Below are 19,485 nucleotides of genomic sequence, written 5' to 3' on the forward strand. Positions count from 1 at the left end.
CGAACAGACGCACGAGCACGCGCCGAGACCGTCACGCCCCGTCCGGCACCGTCACGATCCGGTTCTGGTACGCCCAGACCACGGCCTGCAGCCGCGACCGCACCCCGAGCTTCGGCAGCATCCGGGCGAGGTGCGACTTCACCGTGGAGACCTCGACGACGAGCGCGGCGGCGATCTCCTCGTTCGACATCCCCTGGGCGAGCAGCAGGAGCACGTCCCGCTCGCGAGCCGTGAGGACCTCGTCCGCCCGGTCGCCAGACACCGGCTGCAGGCTCCGCCGCGCGACGAACTCGCGCAGCACGCGACGGGTGAGCGCCTGGTCGATGGTGCCGTTCCCGGCGGCGACCTGCCGCACGGCCCCGACGATCACGTCGGGCTCGGCGTCCTTCAGGAGGAAGCCCGACGCACCCGCCTCGAGCGCGCCGAACACGAGGTCGTCGAGGTCGAACGTGGTGAGCACGAGCACCGGGACCGCGGGGTCGGCCCCTGGCGCGCAGAGTTCGCGCGTGACCTCGATGCCGTTCCGCACCGGCATCCGGATGTCGAGGCACGCGACGTCGGGCCGGGTGCTCCGGGCGAGTGCGAGGGCCTCGCCGCCGTCGGCGGCGACCCCGACGACCTCGATGTCGGGCTCTGCGGACAGCAGGGCGGAGACACCGGCGCGGACCAGCGGCTGGTCGTCCGCCACCAGCACGCGGATCACCCGGCCACCTCCGGCGCGTGGGCCGACGTGTCGGCGTCGGGTCGCGCCTCCCGAGCCGTCACCAGCTCGACCGTCCAGCCACCGTCACCGGTGGGTCCGACCTGGAGGCGCGCCCCGACCAGTTCTGCCCGCTCGCGCATGCCGCGCAGTCCGTTCCCACCCGACGGCGAGCTGCCGACGGACGGTGCGGTGGGCACCCCGTTCTCGACGCGGACCGTCAGGTGGCCGGGGTCGCGGTCGTCGACGGTCACCCGGCACGGTGCGCCGGCGGCGTGGAGCGCGACGTTGGCGAGGGCCTCCTGCACGGTGCGGTAGGCGACGAGCTGGGTGAGCGGACCGATGCCGTCCGCCAGCGGGTGGTCGCCCGGCTGCACGGAGAGCTCGACCGCGCTGCGCGTGCGGGCGGCCTCGACGAGGTCGACGATGCCGGCGACGGTCTCGACCACGGTCTCGGCGGGGGTGTCGTCGCGGAGGAGTCCGACGAGGCGGCGGAGGTCCTCGAGGACGGCCGTGCTCTGCTCGCGCACCTGCCGGACACCCTCGTGCGCGCCGTCCGGGTCGGTGTCGATCTGCCGGTCGACGACGGCCGACATCAGGGCGATCCCGGACAGGTGGTGGGCGGCGATGTCGTGCAGCTCGCGGGCCATCGCGGCGCGTTCGCGGGAGACGGCCGCCTCGACGCGGGCGTCCTGCTCCCGGGCGAGGGCGGCCGCCTCGGCCGTCCGGGCGTCGGCTGCCGCGGTGCGGGCGTCGGCTGCTGCGGTGCGGGCGTCCGACTCGGCCCGGCGTGCGGCCCGGAGCTCGCGGCGGGACCGGACGATGAGCGTCACCACGAGGGGGAGTCCGACCGCGCCGACGGCCTGCAGCACGCCCTGCCCGGCCGACGCGCCGAGCCCGGACACGACGCCGCTCCGCATCGCGCCGGAGCCGTGGGCCCACGTGGTCCCCGTGCCGACCGCCACGAGCACCGCCGATCCCGCGACGGCCGGCCAGAGGCGGGGGAGCGGGACCCGGAGCGTGGCGAGCACGACGGCCACGACGACGGGCAGCGCGGTGAGGCCGAACGCGGCGCTCGTCGACACGAGGGCCAGGAGGATCGGCAGCGCACCGACGGCGAGGAGCACGGAGCGGGGTGCCCGGCGGGCGCCGAGCAGCAGGGCCGACTGGGCGACCAGGGTGATCGCGAGGAGGGTCCACGCGGTCCCGCCGACATCGGGGAACCCGGGACCGGCGCCCATCGTGTCCGTGGTGTCCGGGTCCATGGCATCGAGTGGCGGCAGGCCGAGCAGGAGTCCGAGCGTGACCACGGCGGTGCCGGCGGCGACGAGCAGGTCGGTCCAGCGGCGTCGTCGGGTGGGCACGCCGCCTGCGTCGCGTCGGTCGGGCGCGTCAGCGGGTGCCATCGTTCGATCCTACGAGTCGGGGCGTGCCGACGGTGCGGCCGCTGCCGCCGCGTCCGCCGCCGGGGTAGCCGAGCCGCCCCCGTGTCACCACGAGCAGGACGAGGGCCGCGACGGTCGACACGATCGCGAGGCCGTGCATCATCGTGCCGGCGGTCATCCCCGGGTACATGTCGGCCCACAGCGTCGAGATGGTGTTGTTGACGCCGACGTGCAGGAGGAGGGCGACCGGCAGGCTCTCGCCGGTGCGGTTGAACACCCACGTCATCACGACGTTGAAGGTGATGGTGAACACGGCGAACACGACCGGCTCCGTCCAGTGCGCGTCCGGCCATCCGCCCCAGTCGCTGAGGTAGAGCGGCATGTGCCAGAGCGCCCACAGCGGGCCGAGGACGGCGGCGGCGCCCAGCGGGCCGAACCGTTCCTGCAGTCGCGGCAGGGCGAAGTCGCGCCAGCCGGGCTCCTCGGACAGCCCGGTGGAGAAGAGCTGCACCACGAGTCCGGGAACGAGGGCGAGCAGCGCGAGCGCACTCGGCGCCTGCACCTGGCCGCCGGCGAAGGGCAGCCCGGTGGCGACGATGATCGCGGGCACGCCGACGAGGGCGAGGGCGTACCAGTACCAGGCGACCCGCCAGTGCCAGAGCCGACCGACCCAGCGGCGGAGTCCGGGGCGGCCGTCGGCGATCGCCGTCACGAGGAAGGCACCGCCGAGGGGGCCGAGCAACGCTCCCGGCAGGACGCCGGTGAACTGCGCCGTGCCGAGGAACTCGGGGAAGTGGAGGTCCCAGACGCCGAGGCCGTGCGGCGACAGGATGTAGGGGATCCACGCCAGCCAGCTGAGGCCGAGGGCGAGGGTGGCGAAGGAGGCCAGCGGGTGCCGCGTGATGACCCCGCGGACCCCGGTCCGACGGGCGGTGCCGGTGCCGGCGGTGTGCCGGTCTTCGGTGGTGATCGTCATGGCATCGACGCTACGAACGGGGCGTCCGACGGACGACCGGCGAAGGGACGCACTCCGCGGGGTTCCTCCGAAGGATGCAAGGACGTGGACGCGAGGACCACGGACTGGAGGCGGGGGGGGCGCGGGGCCCCCCCCCCCCGGGCGGGGGGGGGGGGGCCCCGCGGCCCCCCCGCCTCCAGTCCTTCACTCGGTCAGTCCCAGATCGAGACCCAGTCGATGTCGACGTGTCCGCTCGCGGACGCCGGCACGGAGCCGCCGATGGCGGTCTCCGCCTGCAGCGTGACCCGCATCGGGTCCGTCGGGACCGCCTTGCGGGTGACCGACACGAGCGAGTTGTTCCAGTAGAACCGGACCACGCCGTGGTCCCACTCGGTGGTCGCCACGTGGTAGCCGCTGCTCTGGGCCGACTTGGTCGGCTTCTGCACGCTGCCGTCGAACGACATCATCCCGTTCCGCATCGATCCCGGGATCGCCGACGCGGGCCGAGCCGTGCTGCCGAGGTCACCCTCGGGCCAGTCGATCTCGCCCTTGTTCCAGTCGTCGTCCGTCGGCCACAGCATCCCGACGAACTTGTAGCCCGGGGTGTCCGTCGTCTTGTAGCGGATGGACACCCGACCCGTGGTGTGAGCGCGGTAGTTGTCCGGCAGCACCGTGGCGACGAGCGGCTGCCCGTTCTCCGAGTGCACCCAGAAGTCGAGCTTGCCGTCCTTGACGCTCAGCACCTTGTCCGGTGCGTAGAGCCCGCGACCACTCGTGTCGCGGTAGCCGTCGTAGGCCCCGAGGCCCGGGTACTTGCTGAGGACGCTGCCGCGCGGTGCAGCGGTGGAGAAGTCCTCGGCGTACGTCTGCTTCCACGTCCGACCGTTCGACACCACCGTGCCCGTGGGCATCTTGGTCAGCGAGGTGGTCGCCGCTTCGGACGCGCTCGGTTGCTGCGCGAGTCCGATGACGACGGCGCCGGCCGCGACGAGTGCCATCCCTGCGGCGACTCGCCTCCTGGTGCGGGTCCTGGTCGTGTGGTTCGTTTCCCTGTTGTCCATGTCCTTCTTCCGGGTGTCCCTGATCACCGTCTGCTCGCGTCCTCCTGCGGGTCGTGAGCGACGCGGAACCGTACCCCGTGCTCGCTGCCCGCGCGCCGAGGAGTCCCCAGGGAAATCGGATGAGCAATGCTCTGGGACAGCCGCGGATCCGCCCCCCGAACGGGGGACGCGTCACTGAGTGGATGTTCAGGATTCCGGTCGCACCTAGGCTGAGGCGGTGTTCGAACTCCACCACCTCGCCGCGCAGGAACTCTGGGACTGGATCCGACGCGGTGAGGCGACCGCGCTCGAGGTGACCGACCACTACCTGGCGAGGATCGCCCGGCTCGATCCCGGTCTCGGCGCCTTCGTGACGGTGACCGCGGACGCCGCACGCGACCGAGCCGAGCACCTCGGCCACCGGGTACCGACGTCGAGGCCGCTGTGGGGCCTCCCGTCCGCCGACAAGGACCTGTACGACCGCGCCGGCGTCGCCACGCGGAACGGAACCACGAGCCTGCCCGACCGCCCCGCGGCAGCCGACCACCCGCTCGTCGCGGCGCTCGACGCCGCCGGTGCGGTGAGCCTCGGCAAGACGGCGTCGCCCGAGTTCGGGATGTCCTCGTCGTCGGAGACCCGGTTCGGCGTGACCCGGAACCCGTACGACACGAGCCGCGCGCCCGGGGGATCGTCGAGCGGCGCGGCGGTCGCGGTCGCGGCCGGACTCCTCCCGGCCGCGGTGGGGTCGGACGGTGGGGGCTCCGTGCGGATCCCGGCGGCGGCGACCGGGTTGGTGGGGCTGAAGCCGAGCCGTGGTCGTGTGCCGTCGATGCCCGGGCGCTCGGGCGTCGGCGGGCTGTCGGTCGCGGGGCCGATCACGCGGAACGTCGCGGACGCGGGCATGCTGCTCGACGCGCTCGTGGCGCCGACCGGGCTCCCGGAACCGCACCCGTACGCGCTGGTCACGCCCGACGTCGGCGAGGGGCCGTTCACCGCCGCGGCCGTCCGCGGCGAGGGGCGCTTCGTCGTCGGACTGCTCGAGGGCTCCCCGTGGGACGACACCGTCGACGTGGTGGTCGACCCCGCGGCGCGCGCCGCCGTCGAGACCGCCGTCCGGGTGCTCGGCGAGGTCGGGCACGGCGTCGAGGACGTCCGGATGCCCCGGGCGCCGTACGCCGACGCCTTCCGGGTGGCGTGGGAGTCGAGCGCTGCCCGGCTGCCGATGGTCCCCGGGATCGACCTGTCCGGGTTGACGCCGCTGGTGTCGTGGCTCGTCGACCGCGGCCGCGCGCTGACCGGCACGCAGGTGCTCGACGCGATGACGGCGCTCGACACCTTCTCGGCGGCGCTCATCGGTGCGTTCGACCGGTTCGACGCCGTCCTCACGCCGACCCTCGCGCTCACGCCGCGGCCGCTCGGCTGGTACGGGTCCGACCCGGAGGAGGACTTCCGCCGCCAGTGCGCCTACTCGCCGTGGACGTCGATGGCGAACGTGGCCGGGCTGCCGGCGATCACGCTGCCCGTCGGTGTGACGGACGAGGAGCACCCGGACGGCGCGGGACTGCCGATGGGCGTGCAGCTCATCGGGCGTCCCGGTGGCGAACGGGTGCTCCTGGCGATCGGCGCGCAGCTCGAGCGACGGCTCCGCTGGCAGCGGCGGCACCCGGCGGCCTGGACCGCCTGACCGGGCGCTCGGTTTCGGAGCCCAGGGCTCAGCCCTGCTTCTCCATCGCCTCGCTGTACTCCTTGCGCATCTTGTCGCCTGCGGCAGCGGTCCACGTCTTCACCCCGGCCTTGACGGCGGCGAGGTTCGTCCGACCGAGCACGTAGTCGTTGCAGACGCTGTTGAACGCCTGGTTCGCCGACTGCGTGGACGTGGCCGAGGGGGAGTAGAAGCCGTCGACCGGGTTCTTCACGAGCATGTCCTGCGTGGCGACCTGCCACGCGTGCGACTGGCGGAGCTGCTCGTCGATCCGGACCGCGGTGTTGAGCACCTGCGGACCCGCCGCGAGCCGGTACAGCGAGCTGGCGTTGATCATCTGCTCGCCGGTCTTCGTGAGCACCGCATCCGGTCCGCTGCCGGTGTGGTGCACGTTCTTCTTGCCGTGGGTGAGCGTGAAGGCCTCGCGCGAGCCGAACGGTGCCGACAGGTAGTCGAGCAGCCGGAGCTGGGAGCGGATCCTCGCCGGGGTGGTCTTCTTCAGCGCGGCGAACGAGAAGCTCGACGTGCCCTGGTAGTTCGCGCCCTTTCCGCCGTCGGCACCGAACGGCACGATGCCGCCGGTCACGATCCCCTTCGGCATGGTGACGTCGAGCAGCGCCGAGATGCCGTCGAGGTGCATGAGCACGGTGCCGTTGTTGATGTACGTCTTCGCCTTGGCGCTCTCGAGGCTCGGGGTGTCCGGGTGGTAGATCCCGAGGTTCCAGAGCTTCTTGATGTACGAGAGCATCTCGAGCCAGGCACCGGTCTCGTTCTTGTGCGTGAGCGTCCCGCCCGAGGACTGCTTCCACTGGTTCGGGACGCCGAAGGTCGCGCCGATGAAGTCGTACGACCAGTCGACGCCGCTCGACCCGCCGCCGCCGGCGATCGCGTACCGGCCGGCCTTGGTGTCCGTGACCGCCCTGCAGAGCTCGGTGAACTCGTCCTTGTCCTTCGGCGCGGGTGCTGCGCCGGTGAGCTGTTCGATGAGGTCGGGGCGGCAGACCATGACCGACCCGAACGGCGGACGGTGCTCCGGGACGCCGTAGATCTTCCCGTTGATGCGGGCACTCCGCCACGAGGCGGTGGGGATGTTCGCGAGGTTCGGGTAGTCCTTCACAGCGTCGCCGGACAGGTACTCCGACAGGTCCGAGAACTTCGCGTCGAGCAGCTGCGGGAACCGTGGTGGCATCGCGAAGGTCAGGAACTCGACGATGTCCGGGATGTCGTTGCCCGCCGTCATCGTGGCGAACTTCGTGTCGAACGAGTCGCCGGGGACGAACGTCAGGTCGTACTCGGTGTTCGTCAGACCACCGATGTAGTCGAGGAACGAGTTGTCGGCGGGCGGCGGCGCCGTGTACGTGACGACGAACCCGGACGTCTTCGACCCGTCGGCGACCTTCCCGCTCACCGAGGTGAAGAGTTCGCTGTCCTGGGGGTACGAGTAGTACACGGGCTGCACGACGTCGTTGCCGGGCAGGTCCGGCTTCGGACCCTTCGTGATCGGCACGTACGTCGGCAGCGCGGCGACCGTGTCGGAGATGGTCGCGGCGGTGCCGCCGGAGGAGCAGCCGGCGAGGCCGCCCGCCGCGCTGAACGCGACGAGGCCGAAGGCGGCGCCGGAGAGGAGGGTCCGTCGGCTGAGGCCGGCGGTGGTCGTGTCGGTCATGGCTTCTCCCTTGAAGCGTTCGGGTGGAGGGTGGTTCGGCGGGGCCGCGTCAGCCCTTGACGGCGCCGGTCAGGACGCCCTTGGTGAGGTGGCGCTGGACGAGCGGGTAGGCGGCGAGGATCGGGATGATCGCGATCATCACCACCGCCATCTGGATCGACTCCGCCGGCGGCTGCATGGTCGCGTCCGACCCGGCGCCGGACACCAGGCTCGATCCCTGCAGCACGTACGTCCGGAGCACCAGCTGGAGCGTCCACTTCGTCGAGTCCGACAGGTAGAGCAGGGCGTTGAAGAACGCGTTCCAGTACCCGACCGCGTAGAACAGCCCGACGACGGCGATCACCGCGCGCGACAGCGGCAGCACCATCTGCCAGAGGATGCGGAACTCGCCGGCGCCGTCGATCTTCGCGCTGTCGATGAGCTCCTGCGGGATGCTCATCATGAAGCCGCGGACGACGACCATGTTGAACACGCTGAACGCGCTCGGCAGGATCAGCGCCCAGTAGTTGTCGAGGAGCCCGAGCTGCTTGACCATCAGGTAGAGCGGGATCATCCCCGGCGCGAACAGGAACGTGATGAGGACGAACGTCAGCAGCGGCCGCTGGAAGAGCGATCCCTGCCGGCTGAGCGCCCAGGCGGCGAGGACGGTCGACGCGAGGCTGATCGCCGTGCCGACGATCGTCACCAGGAGCGTGACCACCACGGCGCGGGTGACGACCCCGCCGGACAGGATCTGCACGTAGGCGGAGAGGTCGAAGGACCGTGGCCAGACGACGTAGCCGCCGGCGGCCGTGACGTCGGCCTGGCTCGACACGCTCGTCGAGAAGACGATGAGGAACGGGAACAGCACCACCGCGAGGATCAGGACGATCGCGACGGCCTTCAGTGCGAGGACGACGGGCTTGGGCTTCCCGGCCCAGACCGGACGGACGATGGTGCTCATGATCGCGAATACACTCCCTGCTCACCGAGCATGTGGGCGGCCTTGTTCGCCGCCATGATGAGGACGAACCCGACGAGGCCCTTGATCAGGCCGACGGCGATGCCCGTGGACCAGTTGCCGTCGACGACGCCGTGGTAGTAGACGTAGGTGTCGAGCACTTCGGCGGCATCGGCCCCCACGGCGTTCCGTTGCAGGATGATCTGCTCGAAGCCGACGGACAGCGCCTCGCCGAGCCGCAGGATGAGCAGCAACACGATGATCGGCCGGATGCCGGGCAGCGTCACGTGCCAGAACCGGCTCCACGCACCCGAGCCGTCGATCGCGGCGGCCTCGTACAGGTTGTCGTCGATCGCCGCGAGGGCCGCGAGGAAGATGATCGTCCCCCAGCCGGCGTCCTTCCAGATCACCTGGCTCGTCAGCAGCAGCTTGAACGTCGACGGGTCGCTCATCACGCTGATCGTGCCGGCGTCGAGTTGCCGGAGCGCGTGGTTCACGACACCGCCCGAGCCGAGCGACTGCTGGAAGAACCCGACGACGATGACCCAGGACAGGAAGTGCGGCAGGTAGAGGACCGACTGCACGGTCGCCCGCAGCCACGGCCACACCAGCGAGTGGATGAGCAGCGCGAGGGCGATCGGCACCGGGAAGAACAGCACCAGCTGGATGAACGTGATCTCCAGCGTGTTGAGCGTCGCGCGCCAGAAGTCCGGGTCCGCGAAGAGCACCTGGAAGTTCGACAACCCGACCCACGGGCTCTGGGCGATCGGGATGTACGGCTGGTAGTCCATGAACGCGATCACGTTCCCGAGCATCGGGACGTACACGAACAGCAGGAGCAGGACCACCGCCGGCGCGACCATGATCAGCAGCGGGTAGTCCCGTCGCAACCTCGCGGTGAACGGGACCTTGCGGGCCACCGGGACGCCGTCGGACCGTGGGGTCCGCGTCTCGGTGGCCGGGTCGACCATCGTCGCGCTCATGTGGCTCCTTTGCTCACGTGGCTGGGGTCCGCGGCCGGACCTCCGGTGGCGGTTTCGTCATCCTGGGACGTCCGTATGATGACGGTCAAGCGGGCGTATTCACCCGCACACGAAACGAACATGGGAGCGACGATGCACCCGACCAGACGGCAGGAACGGATCCTGGCCGAACTCCGTGTCCACGGCAGCCTGTCCGCCTCGGACTTCGCAGCGCGCGAAGGGATCTCGGCGATGACGGTGCGCCGCGACCTGTCCGAACTCGCCGACCGCGGACTCGTGCGACGTGTGCACGGCGGCGCGGTGTCGGTCGAGACACTGCCCACCGCCGGCGCACCGCACCGTCCGGCACCGCGACCCGAGCCGACCACGCGGACCGCGACCGAACCCGGCGCGCTGTTCACCCTCGGACTCGTCGTCCCCGACCCGGGCTACTACTTCCCGAAGATCGTCGCGGGCGTCGCCGAGCGCACCGAGGCCCTCGGCGGACGGGTCGTCCTCGGGGTGTCCCGCTACGACCCGGACCGCGAACGACAGCAGGTCGAACGGCTCATCGCCGCCGGGGTCGACGGGCTCCTCGTGACGACCACCGTCGCGGACGCCGTCGACACCCTCGAGCTCCTCGACCGGGCACCGATGCCCGTGGTCGTCGTCGAGCGCTCCCTCACCGAGGCACCCGTCGGCACGCAGCTCGAGTCCGTCCGGAGCGACCACGAGGCCGGGGCCGGGATCGCCCTCCGCCACCTCGCCTCGCTCGGGCACCGGAAGATCGGCATGGCCGTGTTCGAGACCCCGACGACCCCGCAGCTCCGTACCGGCTACGAGCGCAGCGTCCGCCAGCTCGGCCTCGGCACCGACGCACCCGTCGAGGTGATCGACGAGACGCACGCGGTCGGCGAGGCCACACGGGCGTTCATCCGACGCTGCATCGACACGGGCACCACCGCGGTGTTCGTGCACTCGGACCACTACGCCGTGGAGTTCGTCGAGACCGTCACCGAGATGGGCCTGACGATCCCGGGCGACCTCTCCGTGGTGGCCTACGACGACGAGGTCGCCGCGCTCGCCGGGGTCCCGCTCACCGCGGTGGCGCCACCGAAGAACGACGTCGGCCGGTTCGCGGCGACGATGTGCTTCGAGCGGATCTCGGCCACGGCGCAGACCGGGTTCGCCCGACGGCACATGACCCTGACGCCGACGCTGAGCGTGCGCGGGTCCTCGGTCGCGCCGGTGTTCGCTTCGTGATCGTTTGCGCGGCTGTTCTTGACATCGAACACCGCGCGGCGCTGGCATGGTGATCGCCGACCGCCTACGAGGAGCCGCCGACGATGACGTCACACCCCCGCACGCACCGCGCCGCACCGCGGGTGTCCGAACCCGTGCCCCCGCCCGGAACAGGCCGCGTACCCGTCGCGTTCGTGATGCCGGAGACGACCTTCGCGCGGGTGTTCGACCACGGGGACCTCGCCGCACTCCACGCCTCCGAGGCGGTCCGGCTCATCGCCGACCGCCCGCTCGACCCGGACGACCCGCGTGACGCCGTGCTCCTCACCGAGGTCGAGGTCCTCGTGACCGGGTGGGGGAGTCCGGAGCTCGACGCGGGCCGCCTCGACCGGATGCCGCGGCTGCGCGCCGTGGCGCACTCCGCCGGGTCGGTGAAACCCGTGGTGGACGACGACGTCTGGTCCCGGGGCATCGCGGTGACCTCGAGCGCCGCTGCGAACGCCGTGCCGGTCGCCGAGTTCACGGTCGCGATGATCGTCCTCGCCGCCAAGCGCGCCTTCGCGACCGCCGCCGCCCTCGGGTCCGCCACCGGGCCCGTCGATGTCGAGGGGTCCTGGCCGGTCGTCGGTATGCACGGCATCACCGTCGGCGTGGTCGGTGCCTCCCGCGTCGGCCGTGCGGTGATCGAGCGTCTCCGGGCACACGACGTCCGAGTGCTCGTCAGCGACCCGTACCTCGACGACGACGAGGCCACGCTGCTCGGTGTCACCGTGGTCGACCTCGACACGCTCGCCGTCACGAGCGACATCGTCACGCTGCACGCGCCATTGCTGCCGTCCACCCGGGGCATGATCGACCGGCACGTCATCGGCCTGCTCCGGCCGGGGACCACCGTCGTGAACACCGCCCGTGGCGCGATCCTCGACCAGGACGCCCTCGCCGACCGACTGGACCGCGGTGACCTCGCCGCCGTGCTCGACGTCACCGAACCCGAGCTCCTGCCGCCGGACGCGCGCCTCCGCTCGACGCCGAACACCTTCATCACGCCCCACATCGCGGGCTCACTCGGCAACGAGCTTCGCCGGCTCGCCGAGAACGCGGTGCGCGAGACCATCGCCTTCGCCGCGACCGGCGCCTTCACCGACCCCATCGTCCCCGACGGCTTCGCCGTCCAGGCCTGACCGCTGGAACCCCCATGACCGTCACCGTCGACGCCCAGACCCTCACCGACCGCTTCACCGCGACCGCCCGCCGGGCGCTCCGACCGAGGACGTGGCGACCCGCGCCTCCCGTCACCGACCGCGCCGCGTGGGCCGACGTGGCGACGGCGGACCAGGAGGCGCTGCTCGCGCTGGCGAGGGACCGTCGCGACGCCGCCGCGGTCGCCTTCCCGACCCTCTCGCTCTGGGCGCGCTACAGCCGGGACGGCGACCGGCAGCCGTACGAGCGCGCGCAGCGGAACCTGCTCGAGTCGGCCGCTTCGGCCGCGCTCGCGCTCGCGGTGACCGACGAGGACGAGTGGGCGACGGTCCTCGCCGACCAGGTCTGGCGGATCTGCGAACTGCGCGCGTGGTGCCTGCCGTCGCACTACGCGCTGCCGGAGAGCGGCGAGCGGCCGTTCCTGCCGGTGCCGGGCCGGGACGTGCTCGACCTGTCGGACGCGTACGTCGGCGGCATGCTGGCGGCGATCGACGCGATCGCCGGTGAGCGGCTCGAACGCGACGCGCCGGGCATCCGCGCCCACGTGCACCACGAGGTCCGCCGCCGCGTCCTGGACCCGTGGGAACGCGAGGAGTACTTCTGGCACGGGGTCGACGGGCCGCCCAACAACTGGGCGCCGTGGATCGTGTCGAACGTGCTCGTCTGTGCTGCCGTGGTGGAGCCCGACGCCGAGCGACTCGGAGCGACGATCGACCGCGCGCTCGTCATCCTCGACCGGTTCCGGGCCGGGTACGACGCCGACGGCAGCTGCGACGAGGGCGCGACCTACTGGTGGTGGGCCGGTGCGACGCTGTTCGAGGCCCTCGACCTCGTCGAGCAGCTCACCGACGGGGCCTTCGACGGCTTCGTGGTGGAACCGGTGGCCGCCACGGCACGGTTCCCGATGGGCATGCAGATCGACGCCCACCGCCAGGTCAACCACTCCGACGGGTCGCCGGTGCTGCCCGAGAACGCGAACTGGCACCTGTTGGCCCGGTTCGGTGCACGCGTCGGGGACGACGAGGTCGTGCAGCACGCCCGGTGGATGGGGCGCCGGCACGCGTTGCGGTTCGACGGGCAGCTCGCAGCGCTCTTCCGCCGCACCCTCGCCGAGCTCCGGGCACCGGGGTGGCAGGACGCCGGACCCGCAGCGCCGGGCATGCCCACGTCGCTGTACCTGCCCGGCACCGAGGTGGCCGTTGCCCGCTCCGACGCCTTCTTCCTGTCGGCGAAGGGCGGCCACAACGCCGTCAGCCACAACCACAACGACGCGGGGTCCGTCATCGTCTCGCTCGATGGCGAACCCGTCGTCGTGGACGCCGGTGTCGGGGTGTACCGCCGTGAGACGTTCATGCCCGAGCACCGGTACGGCATCTGGACCATGCGGTCGAGCTGGCACAGCGTGCCGTGGCCGAACGGGGTCGAGCAGCACGTGGGGGAGTCGTTCCGGGCCACGGGCACCGAGTTCGCCGACGACGGCGACCGAGCGACGCTGTCCACGGACCTGACCGCGGCGTACCCCGCGTCGTCCGGGCTGGTGCGAGCGGTGCGGATCGCCTCGCTCGACCGGGCCGCCGAGGTCGTCGAGCTGCAGGACGAGTGGGCGTTCGCGGAACCGGGTGTCATGACGCTCGTGCTGTTGACGCTCCACGAACCGGTGGTGACCCCCGGCGGTCTGGACGTCGGGCCGGCACACGTGGCGGTCGACGGCGCGCGCTTCGAGGTGCGCACGGAGCGACGCGAGCTCGACGACGAGAAGCTGCGGGCGGCCTGGGGCGCGGCGCTGCACCGGGTCCTGCTCGTCGAACGCGAGCCCGCCCGCGCGGGGTCGCACACCGTCCGCATCACGAGGGCCACCGCGTGAGTGCGGTGCTGCTCGGCGGGGTCGGACGGTGGACGGACCCCTGGCACCCCTTCGACGAGACGACCGCGGCGCTGACGGCGATCGCGGCCCAGGTGGGGATCGGGCTGTCATCGTCGTCGGACGTCGACCGGACGCTCGAGTCCTTCGGGGTCGGCCCGCTGCCGTCGCTCGTGGTCGTGGACCTCGGCCTGCCGCGGGACGGCCTGCCGGTGCCGTTGCCCGCAGCGGACCCGGGGTTCCGTCGGCTGCTCGCGAGCCGCGTGCCGATGCTCGTCGTGCACGTGTCGTCGACGTCCTTCGCCGGAGACGACGACTGGGAACGGGCCCTCGGTGGCGTGTGGGTGCGCGGCACGACGATGCACCCGCCGTCCGGACCGTGCACCGTGCACGTGGTCGACGACCAGCACCCGGTCACGGCGGGCATCGGCGACTTCTCGCTCGACGACGAGCGGTACTCCCACCAGCGCGTCTCGGGGGCGGTCCGGGTCCTGGTCGACCACGAGCACGACGGTGTCCGACACCCGCTGGTCTGGGTGCACGAGCGTCCGGGCGGCGGCGTCACGGTCTACGACGGCCTCGGTCACGCCGGGGCGTCGTTCGCCTCGCCGGATCACCGCCGGCTGGTCGCACAGGCGCTGGGATTCCTGACCGAGTCCGGCTCGTGACCGTTCCGGTTCGCGATCGCGGGGGATCGCGAACCGGAACGGTCACGACGGCTCAGGAGACCGTGACGTCCCCGACGACGAGCCAGCCGTTCGTCGTCGTCCCCTGCGCCGCGAGCGCGATCGCCGGGGTGTCCGACCGGGTCGTGTCCACGATCGCGACGCCCCAGCGGTAGGAGCCGCGGGCGACGCCGGCGACCGACGGCGTGTACGAGTACGCGGTGGGCGTGCCCCGCAGCCAGTCCGAGGGCTCGGACGCCGCGTCCACGACGACCCGGACGGGCGTTCCGTCCGCCCCGAGCAGCGCGAGCGCGGCCTTGTACTTGTGCTTCCAGACCGGGAGGTTCGTCGGCAGGAAGCCCCACCCGAGGTTCGTCCACTCGTGGGTGATCGCAGCGGTACCGCCGGCACGGAGCGCGTCCGGGGCGACGACCTTCGACGGGTAGAGCCGGTACCCGCCCTCGGCGTCGAAACGCTGCGTGAGCGGGGCGGTCTCGGCGGCGAACCACGAGAGTGTCTCGCCGTTCCGGAAGTCCATCATGTTGACGTGGGCCTCGACGGAGTCGTCGAACTCGCCCTGCCGCACGTCGGCGACCGTCTCGTAGCCGCGGGGGTCCTGCGTGACGTCGTGCTGGGCGGTGACCCACCCGCCCTCCATGATGATCGGGCGCCGGTACCGCCACTTCGCGGCCATCGACCTCTCCCAGTCGGAGTAGTAGGTGGTCATCCCGAAGGCGTCGTGGCGGAGGACGTACCCCTTCTCGTACGCGCCGTCGAGCATCCGTTCGCTCTCGGGGTCCGGCGCACCCCAGTCCTTCCCGCCGCCGATCATCCGGTGGTAGTTCAGCGCCAGCGGCACCGTGGTGAAGTGCCGCTGGTACAGGTCGATGATCCAGTCGAACACGGGCTCGCGGTTCGCGGCGTCCCGGTAGAGCATCGAGTGTCCCTCGCCCCACTTGCCGAGGCCGTACCCGTCGATGAAGTCCGTCGTCTCCGGGTCGTCGTACTGCGCGGCGAAGGCGGCGACGAACGCCGCGTACTTCGCCTGGAACACCGGGTCGTCCGGGTAGGGCGACCAGACCGTCTTGCTGCCGGTCTGCGTCTCGTACCCGGAGGCACCCGCGGCCCGCACCCAGTCGGGCGTGAAGTTCGACGCCTTGTCGCGGCTGTCGACCACCACGCGGAACGCCAGCCGGAGTCCCCGACGGCGGGCCTCGGCGAGGATGCCCGCGAAGGCAGCGTTCGTGTCCCATCCGTAGACGCCCTCTGACGGTTCGAGGATCGTCCACGACACCCGCATGTACAGCACCGAGGCGTGGTCGGACACGGTGATCGTGGTGCCGTCGGGCAGCGGGACGTCGTCGTACTGCGTCCAGTAGTCCGCCGCCGGGGTGGACGAGCCGTACAGCGCCCAGCCGTTGAGCGGGTTCTTCAGCAGCGTCGTCGTGTCGGCCGCGAACTCCTTCGTGACCGTGGCGGCGAGGTGTGGTCGGCCGTGCCCTGGTCCGAGGACCCCGCTCGCGGCCGATGCGGTGGCGACGATGCCGAGACCGAGTGCCGTCCGTCTGGTGATGTCGTTCGACGTGCTCATGCGTTCTCCCCTTCGAGAAGCGATCGATGCACGTCGATGCTCCCGAGGGTCCCGCACAGTGGGCAAGGAATCCCGCCCAGTCGAACAGGAGTCGCACATCGCCGGCGCTACGGCAGCGTCGGCGCAGCCTCCACCAGGGTCCGGGTCACCGGGTGCTCGGGCGCATCGAGCAGGGACACCGACCCGTGCTCGACGATCCGCCCCGCGGACATCACCGCCACCGTGTCGCACAGCCGCTGCACCACGCCGATGTCGTGCGACACCAGCACCAGCGTCAGCCCGAGGTCGTCCGCGAGCGACCGGAACAGCTCGATCACGCGGGCCCGGACCACCACGTCGAGGGCGCTCATCGGCTCGTCCCCGAACAGGATCCGCGGCGAGTGCACGACGGCCCGAGCGATCGCGATGCGCTGCCGTTGGCCGCCGGAGAACTCGTGCGGGTACCGGTCGACGACGTCGGCGGGGAGGTCGACGCGCGCGAGGACGTCCCGGACGAGCGCGTCGTGCGAACCGTCGATCCGGAGCGCCCGCAGCGGTTCCGCGACGATCGCGCCCACGCGCATCCGCGGGTCGAGCGAGGCGTACGGGTCCTGGAAGACCACCCCGGTCTCGCGACGGAACCAGCGCATCGCGGCCGCGGACCCGGACGCCACCACCGGACGACCGGAGGCGGTCACGGTGCCTGCGGAAGGCGCCTCCAGGCCGGCGAGCAGCCGCACCAGCGTCGACTTGCCCGATCCGGACTCGCCGACGATCCCCAGGCGTGCGCCGGACGCGACCGTCAGGTCGACGCCGTCCACCGCGGTCCGGACGGGCCCGGGTTCGAACGGGCCGCGGCGGGGGAGTCGGTAGGTGCGGTGCAGGTCGCGGGCGTGCAGGACGTCGGTCATGCGGAGCCTCCGGTCCGAGGGGCACGCCGGGCGGTGGCGCGGGCGGCGTCGACGAGGGCGGCCGTCGCGGGGTGCTGCGGTGCCGCGAGGAGTCCTGCGACCGACCCGTGTTCGACGACCCGGCCGGCGTCGAGCACGACGGCCGTGTCCGCGATCCGGGCGAGCACCGCGAGGTCGTGCGTGACGAAGACCATGCCCGCGGTGAGGCCCTCGAACAGCTCGAGGATCCGGGCCTCGGTCGTGACGTCGAGTGCCGTGGTGGGTTCGTCGGCCACGAGGTAGGACGGCTGACCGGCCATCGCCATCGCGATGCAGATCCGCTGGCGCTGCCCACCCGAGAGCTGGTGCGGGTACTGCCGCAGCATCGACTCGGGGTCCGGCAGGCCCACGCTGACGGCGAGGTCGAGCGCGGCAGCCGCTGCGGCACGCCGGTCGAGTCCGCGGTGCAGCCGCAGCGGTTCGGCGATCTGCGCGCCGACCCGGCGGAGCGGGTCGAGCGCGGTGCCGGGTTCCTGGAAGACCATCCCGATGCCGGCGCCGCGGTGGCGGGCGCGCTCGCGGTCGGGCAGGCCGACGAGCTCGGTGCCGTCCAACCGGACGCTGCCGGTGACGGTCGCGCCGGTCGGCTCGAGTCCCATCAGGGCCAGCGAGGTCATCGACTTGCCAGACCCGGACGCGCCGATCACGCCGACGCGGCGGCCAGGAGGCACGGTGAACGTCACGTCGTCGAGGATCGTCCGACGGTCGATGCGGACCGTCAACCCACGCACCTCGAGCCCGGAGGCTGCGGTACCCGGAGTGGTCGCGTCGCTCATGCGGTCACCCCCGTGCTCGTCGTGGCCGGGTCGTCCGGCGTGCGGGGCGCGGGTCCGCCACCGGCCGCGCGGTCGTTCGTGGTCAGGCGCGGGTCCGTCGCGTCGCGGACGGCGTCGCCGAGCAGCGACAGCGCCGCGACGACCAGGGCGATGGCCGCGCCGGGCCAGGTGGCACTCCACGGGTGCACGCCGATGTACGTCTGCAGGTCGGCGAGCATGCTGCCCCACGAGGCCGTGTTCGAGCCGGCGCCGTACCCGAGGTACGAGAGCCCGGCCTCGGCGAGGACTGCGGTGGCCATCGCGAGCGAGAGCTGCACGGTGAACAGCGGCGCCGCGTTCGGCACGAGGTGGCGGAACAGCACCCCGGCACCGCCCACCCCCGACGCCCGCGCGGCGGTGACGTAGTCGCTGCGGGCGATGCGGCGGATCTCCCCGCGGGCCACCCGGGCGATCGTGACGCCGAAGGACAGGCCGACGCTGACGATCACGACGCCGAGCGACCCGCCGGCGATCGCGGTGAGCAGCATCGCGGTGAGGAGGGTCGGGAACGCCACGAGGATGTCGAGCAGGACGGCCGTGCCCTCGCGGACCCAGCGCGCGGTGAGCGAGCCGATCGCGGTGAGGACCATGCCGACGACGCTCGCGATGACGCCGGAGCCCACCGCGACGAGCACGGTCGTGCGGGTACCGGCGAGCAGGTAGCTCGCGATGTCCCGGCCGGAGGCGTCGGTGCCGAACCAGTGCGCTGGGCTCGGCGGCTCCCACTGGTGGAAGGGGTCGGCGCGGAAGGGGTCCTGCGGCGTCCACACGAGCGACACCACGGCGAGGACGACGAGCAGGCCGAGGACGACCACGGCGAAGACCCCGGTCGGCCGGGCGAGGAGACGGCGGATCACTCGGACACCTCGCGCTGTCGGGGGTCCAGCGTGCGGTGCACGACGTCGACCGCGAAGCCCACGAGCAGCACGAGTCCGGTGAGCACGAGCAGCTCGGACTGCACCTTCGTGATGTCGCGGCGCCCGACGTCGGTGACGAGCATGCGTCCGACGCCGGGGAGCGAGAAGAGCTGTTCCACGACGACGGCCCCGACCAGGAGCCCGGCGATCTGCACGCCGAGCACGGCCAGCACGGTCAGCGCCACCGACGGGAGCCCGTGCTTGACGAGCGCCTGCGTCCGGGTGAGCCCGATCGCCGCCGCCGTGCGGACGTGGTCGGCGTCGAGCACCCCGAGCGTCGCCGAGCGGGTGAAGCGCAGGATCACCGCACCCTCGACGGCGCCGATCGTCAGCGCGGGCAGCACGAGCGCGGCGAACGCCCGACCGGGTTCGTCCCACCCGTCGAGCGGGAAGCCCTGCGTCGGCAGCCAGTGCAGCGTGACGGCGAACAGCGCCACGAGGAGCATGCCCGCCCAGACGATCGGGATCGCCGCGACCGCCTGCGCCACGAAGGCGATGACGGCCCCGCCCGGGCGACGCCGCAGCACCGCCGCGAGCACGCCGAGCGGCACCCCGATGACGAGCGCGGCGACGAGCGACATGGCCGCGAGCGGCAGCGTGACGCTGAGCTTCTGGGCGATCTCGGGTGCGACCCGTCCGTCGGTGACGAGGGACCGCCCGAGGTCGCCGCGGAACAGCCCGCCGATCCAGTCGAGGTACTGCACGACGACCGGTCGGTCGAGCCCGAGCTGTTGGCGCAGTTCGGCCACCTGCGCCGGCGACGCCTGGGTGCCCGCGACGATCTGCGCCACGTCGCCGGGCAGCACCCGGAGCGTCGCGAAGATGATCACGCTGGCCACGAGCAGGCCGACGACGAGCAGGAGTACCCGCCCGATGAGGAACCGGGTCACGACACCGATGCTACGGGAGCCGTGG

Annotated in this window: 17 protein-coding genes; 5 read left to right on the forward strand and 12 right to left on the reverse strand. The window is 72.2% G+C overall.

Annotated features, from left to right (window positions below; genetic code table 11):
- Positions 1-31: 31 nt before the first annotated feature.
- The 4 genes from ACIPKM_RS02670 to ACIPKM_RS02685 all read right to left on the reverse strand — a co-directional run bounded on the left by ACIPKM_RS02670 (position 32) and on the right by ACIPKM_RS02685 (position 4,038).
- Entirely contained in the window at positions 32-703 is a 672-nt protein-coding gene (locus ACIPKM_RS02670) for a response regulator transcription factor (protein ID WP_092386896.1), read from the reverse strand.
- Positions 700-2,106 (reverse strand): sensor histidine kinase, encoded by a 1,407-nt coding sequence (locus ACIPKM_RS02675; protein WP_402736118.1) that lies wholly within the window; start codon positions 2,104-2,106, stop codon positions 700-702. Before ACIPKM_RS02675 ends, ACIPKM_RS02670 begins: the two co-directional genes overlap by 4 nt.
- A complete protein-coding gene (locus tag ACIPKM_RS02680) occupies positions 2,093-3,061 on the reverse strand; it encodes a type II CAAX prenyl endopeptidase Rce1 family protein (protein WP_402736119.1) in 969 nt (322 codons plus the stop codon). The genes ACIPKM_RS02675 and ACIPKM_RS02680 overlap by 14 nt, the downstream gene beginning before the upstream one ends.
- A 191-nt stretch (positions 3,062-3,252) precedes the next feature.
- Positions 3,253-4,038, reverse strand: coding sequence for a glycoside hydrolase family 16 protein (locus tag ACIPKM_RS02685; protein WP_092386902.1), 786 nt, complete (start codon positions 4,036-4,038; stop codon positions 3,253-3,255).
- Between the two features lie 280 nt (positions 4,039-4,318).
- On the opposite strand from ACIPKM_RS02685, the gene ACIPKM_RS02690 reads away from it, so the two are divergent.
- Complete coding sequence (locus tag ACIPKM_RS02690) at positions 4,319-5,764, forward strand: amidase (RefSeq protein ID WP_071296216.1); 1,446 nt, start codon at positions 4,319-4,321, stop codon at positions 5,762-5,764.
- Between the two features lie 28 nt (positions 5,765-5,792).
- Here the strand turns inward: ACIPKM_RS02690 and ACIPKM_RS02695 are convergent, their stop codons facing one another.
- Genes ACIPKM_RS02695 through ACIPKM_RS02705 form a run of 3 tightly spaced genes read right to left on the reverse strand, consistent with a single transcriptional unit; the run spans position 5,793 to position 9,371 of the window.
- Entirely contained in the window at positions 5,793-7,448 is a 1,656-nt protein-coding gene (locus ACIPKM_RS02695) for an extracellular solute-binding protein (RefSeq protein WP_071296217.1), read from the reverse strand.
- A 49-nt stretch (positions 7,449-7,497) separates the two neighbouring features.
- The gene (locus ACIPKM_RS02700; RefSeq protein WP_071296218.1) at positions 7,498-8,391 is read right to left on the reverse strand and encodes a carbohydrate ABC transporter permease; all 894 of its coding nucleotides are present in this window, start codon (positions 8,389-8,391) and stop codon (positions 7,498-7,500) included.
- A complete protein-coding gene (locus ACIPKM_RS02705; protein WP_229085653.1) occupies positions 8,388-9,371 on the reverse strand; it encodes a sugar ABC transporter permease in 984 nt (327 codons plus the stop codon). The genes ACIPKM_RS02700 and ACIPKM_RS02705 overlap by 4 nt, the downstream gene beginning before the upstream one ends.
- A gap of 132 nt (positions 9,372-9,503) precedes the next feature.
- Between ACIPKM_RS02705 and ACIPKM_RS02710 the strand changes: the two genes are divergently transcribed.
- The 4 genes from ACIPKM_RS02710 to ACIPKM_RS02725 all read left to right on the forward strand — a co-directional run bounded on the left by ACIPKM_RS02710 (position 9,504) and on the right by ACIPKM_RS02725 (position 14,321).
- Complete coding sequence (locus tag ACIPKM_RS02710; RefSeq protein ID WP_071296349.1) at positions 9,504-10,613, forward strand: substrate-binding domain-containing protein; 1,110 nt, start codon at positions 9,504-9,506, stop codon at positions 10,611-10,613.
- Positions 10,614-10,789: 176 nt separating this feature from the next.
- Positions 10,790-11,773, forward strand: coding sequence for a hydroxyacid dehydrogenase (locus ACIPKM_RS02715; RefSeq protein ID WP_070419077.1), 984 nt, complete (start codon positions 10,790-10,792; stop codon positions 11,771-11,773).
- 14 nt (positions 11,774-11,787) lie between these two features.
- Positions 11,788-13,656, forward strand: coding sequence for a heparinase II/III family protein (locus ACIPKM_RS02720; RefSeq protein WP_071296219.1), 1,869 nt, complete (start codon positions 11,788-11,790; stop codon positions 13,654-13,656).
- Complete coding sequence (locus ACIPKM_RS02725; RefSeq protein WP_071296220.1) at positions 13,653-14,321, forward strand: ThuA domain-containing protein; 669 nt, start codon at positions 13,653-13,655, stop codon at positions 14,319-14,321. The genes ACIPKM_RS02720 and ACIPKM_RS02725 overlap by 4 nt, the downstream gene beginning before the upstream one ends.
- 52 nt (positions 14,322-14,373) lie before the next feature.
- On the opposite strand, the gene ACIPKM_RS02730 is transcribed toward ACIPKM_RS02725, so the two are convergent.
- From ACIPKM_RS02730 to ACIPKM_RS02750, 5 genes are all read right to left on the reverse strand, one after another.
- Positions 14,374-15,909 carry a hypothetical protein gene (locus ACIPKM_RS02730; RefSeq protein WP_083294954.1) on the reverse strand — a complete coding sequence of 512 codons (1,536 nt, stop codon included), beginning with the start codon at positions 15,907-15,909 and terminating at the stop codon, positions 14,374-14,376.
- 107 nt (positions 15,910-16,016) lie between these two features.
- Positions 16,017-16,799 (reverse strand): ABC transporter ATP-binding protein, encoded by a 783-nt coding sequence (locus ACIPKM_RS02735; protein ID WP_071296221.1) that lies wholly within the window; start codon positions 16,797-16,799, stop codon positions 16,017-16,019.
- Positions 16,796-17,614, reverse strand: coding sequence for an ABC transporter ATP-binding protein (locus ACIPKM_RS02740; protein WP_071296222.1), 819 nt, complete (start codon positions 17,612-17,614; stop codon positions 16,796-16,798). Before ACIPKM_RS02740 ends, ACIPKM_RS02735 begins: the two co-directional genes overlap by 4 nt.
- Positions 17,611-18,510, reverse strand: coding sequence for an ABC transporter permease (locus ACIPKM_RS02745; RefSeq protein ID WP_071296223.1), 900 nt, complete (start codon positions 18,508-18,510; stop codon positions 17,611-17,613). The genes ACIPKM_RS02740 and ACIPKM_RS02745 overlap by 4 nt, the downstream gene beginning before the upstream one ends.
- Entirely contained in the window at positions 18,507-19,460 is a 954-nt protein-coding gene (locus ACIPKM_RS02750) for an ABC transporter permease (protein WP_071296224.1), read from the reverse strand. The genes ACIPKM_RS02745 and ACIPKM_RS02750 overlap by 4 nt, the downstream gene beginning before the upstream one ends.
- Between the last annotated feature and the right edge of the window lie 25 nt (positions 19,461-19,485).

The sequence above is a fragment of the Curtobacterium sp. NPDC086286 genome, assembly GCF_044746255.1.
GTDB lineage: Bacteria > Actinomycetota > Actinomycetes > Actinomycetales > Microbacteriaceae > Curtobacterium.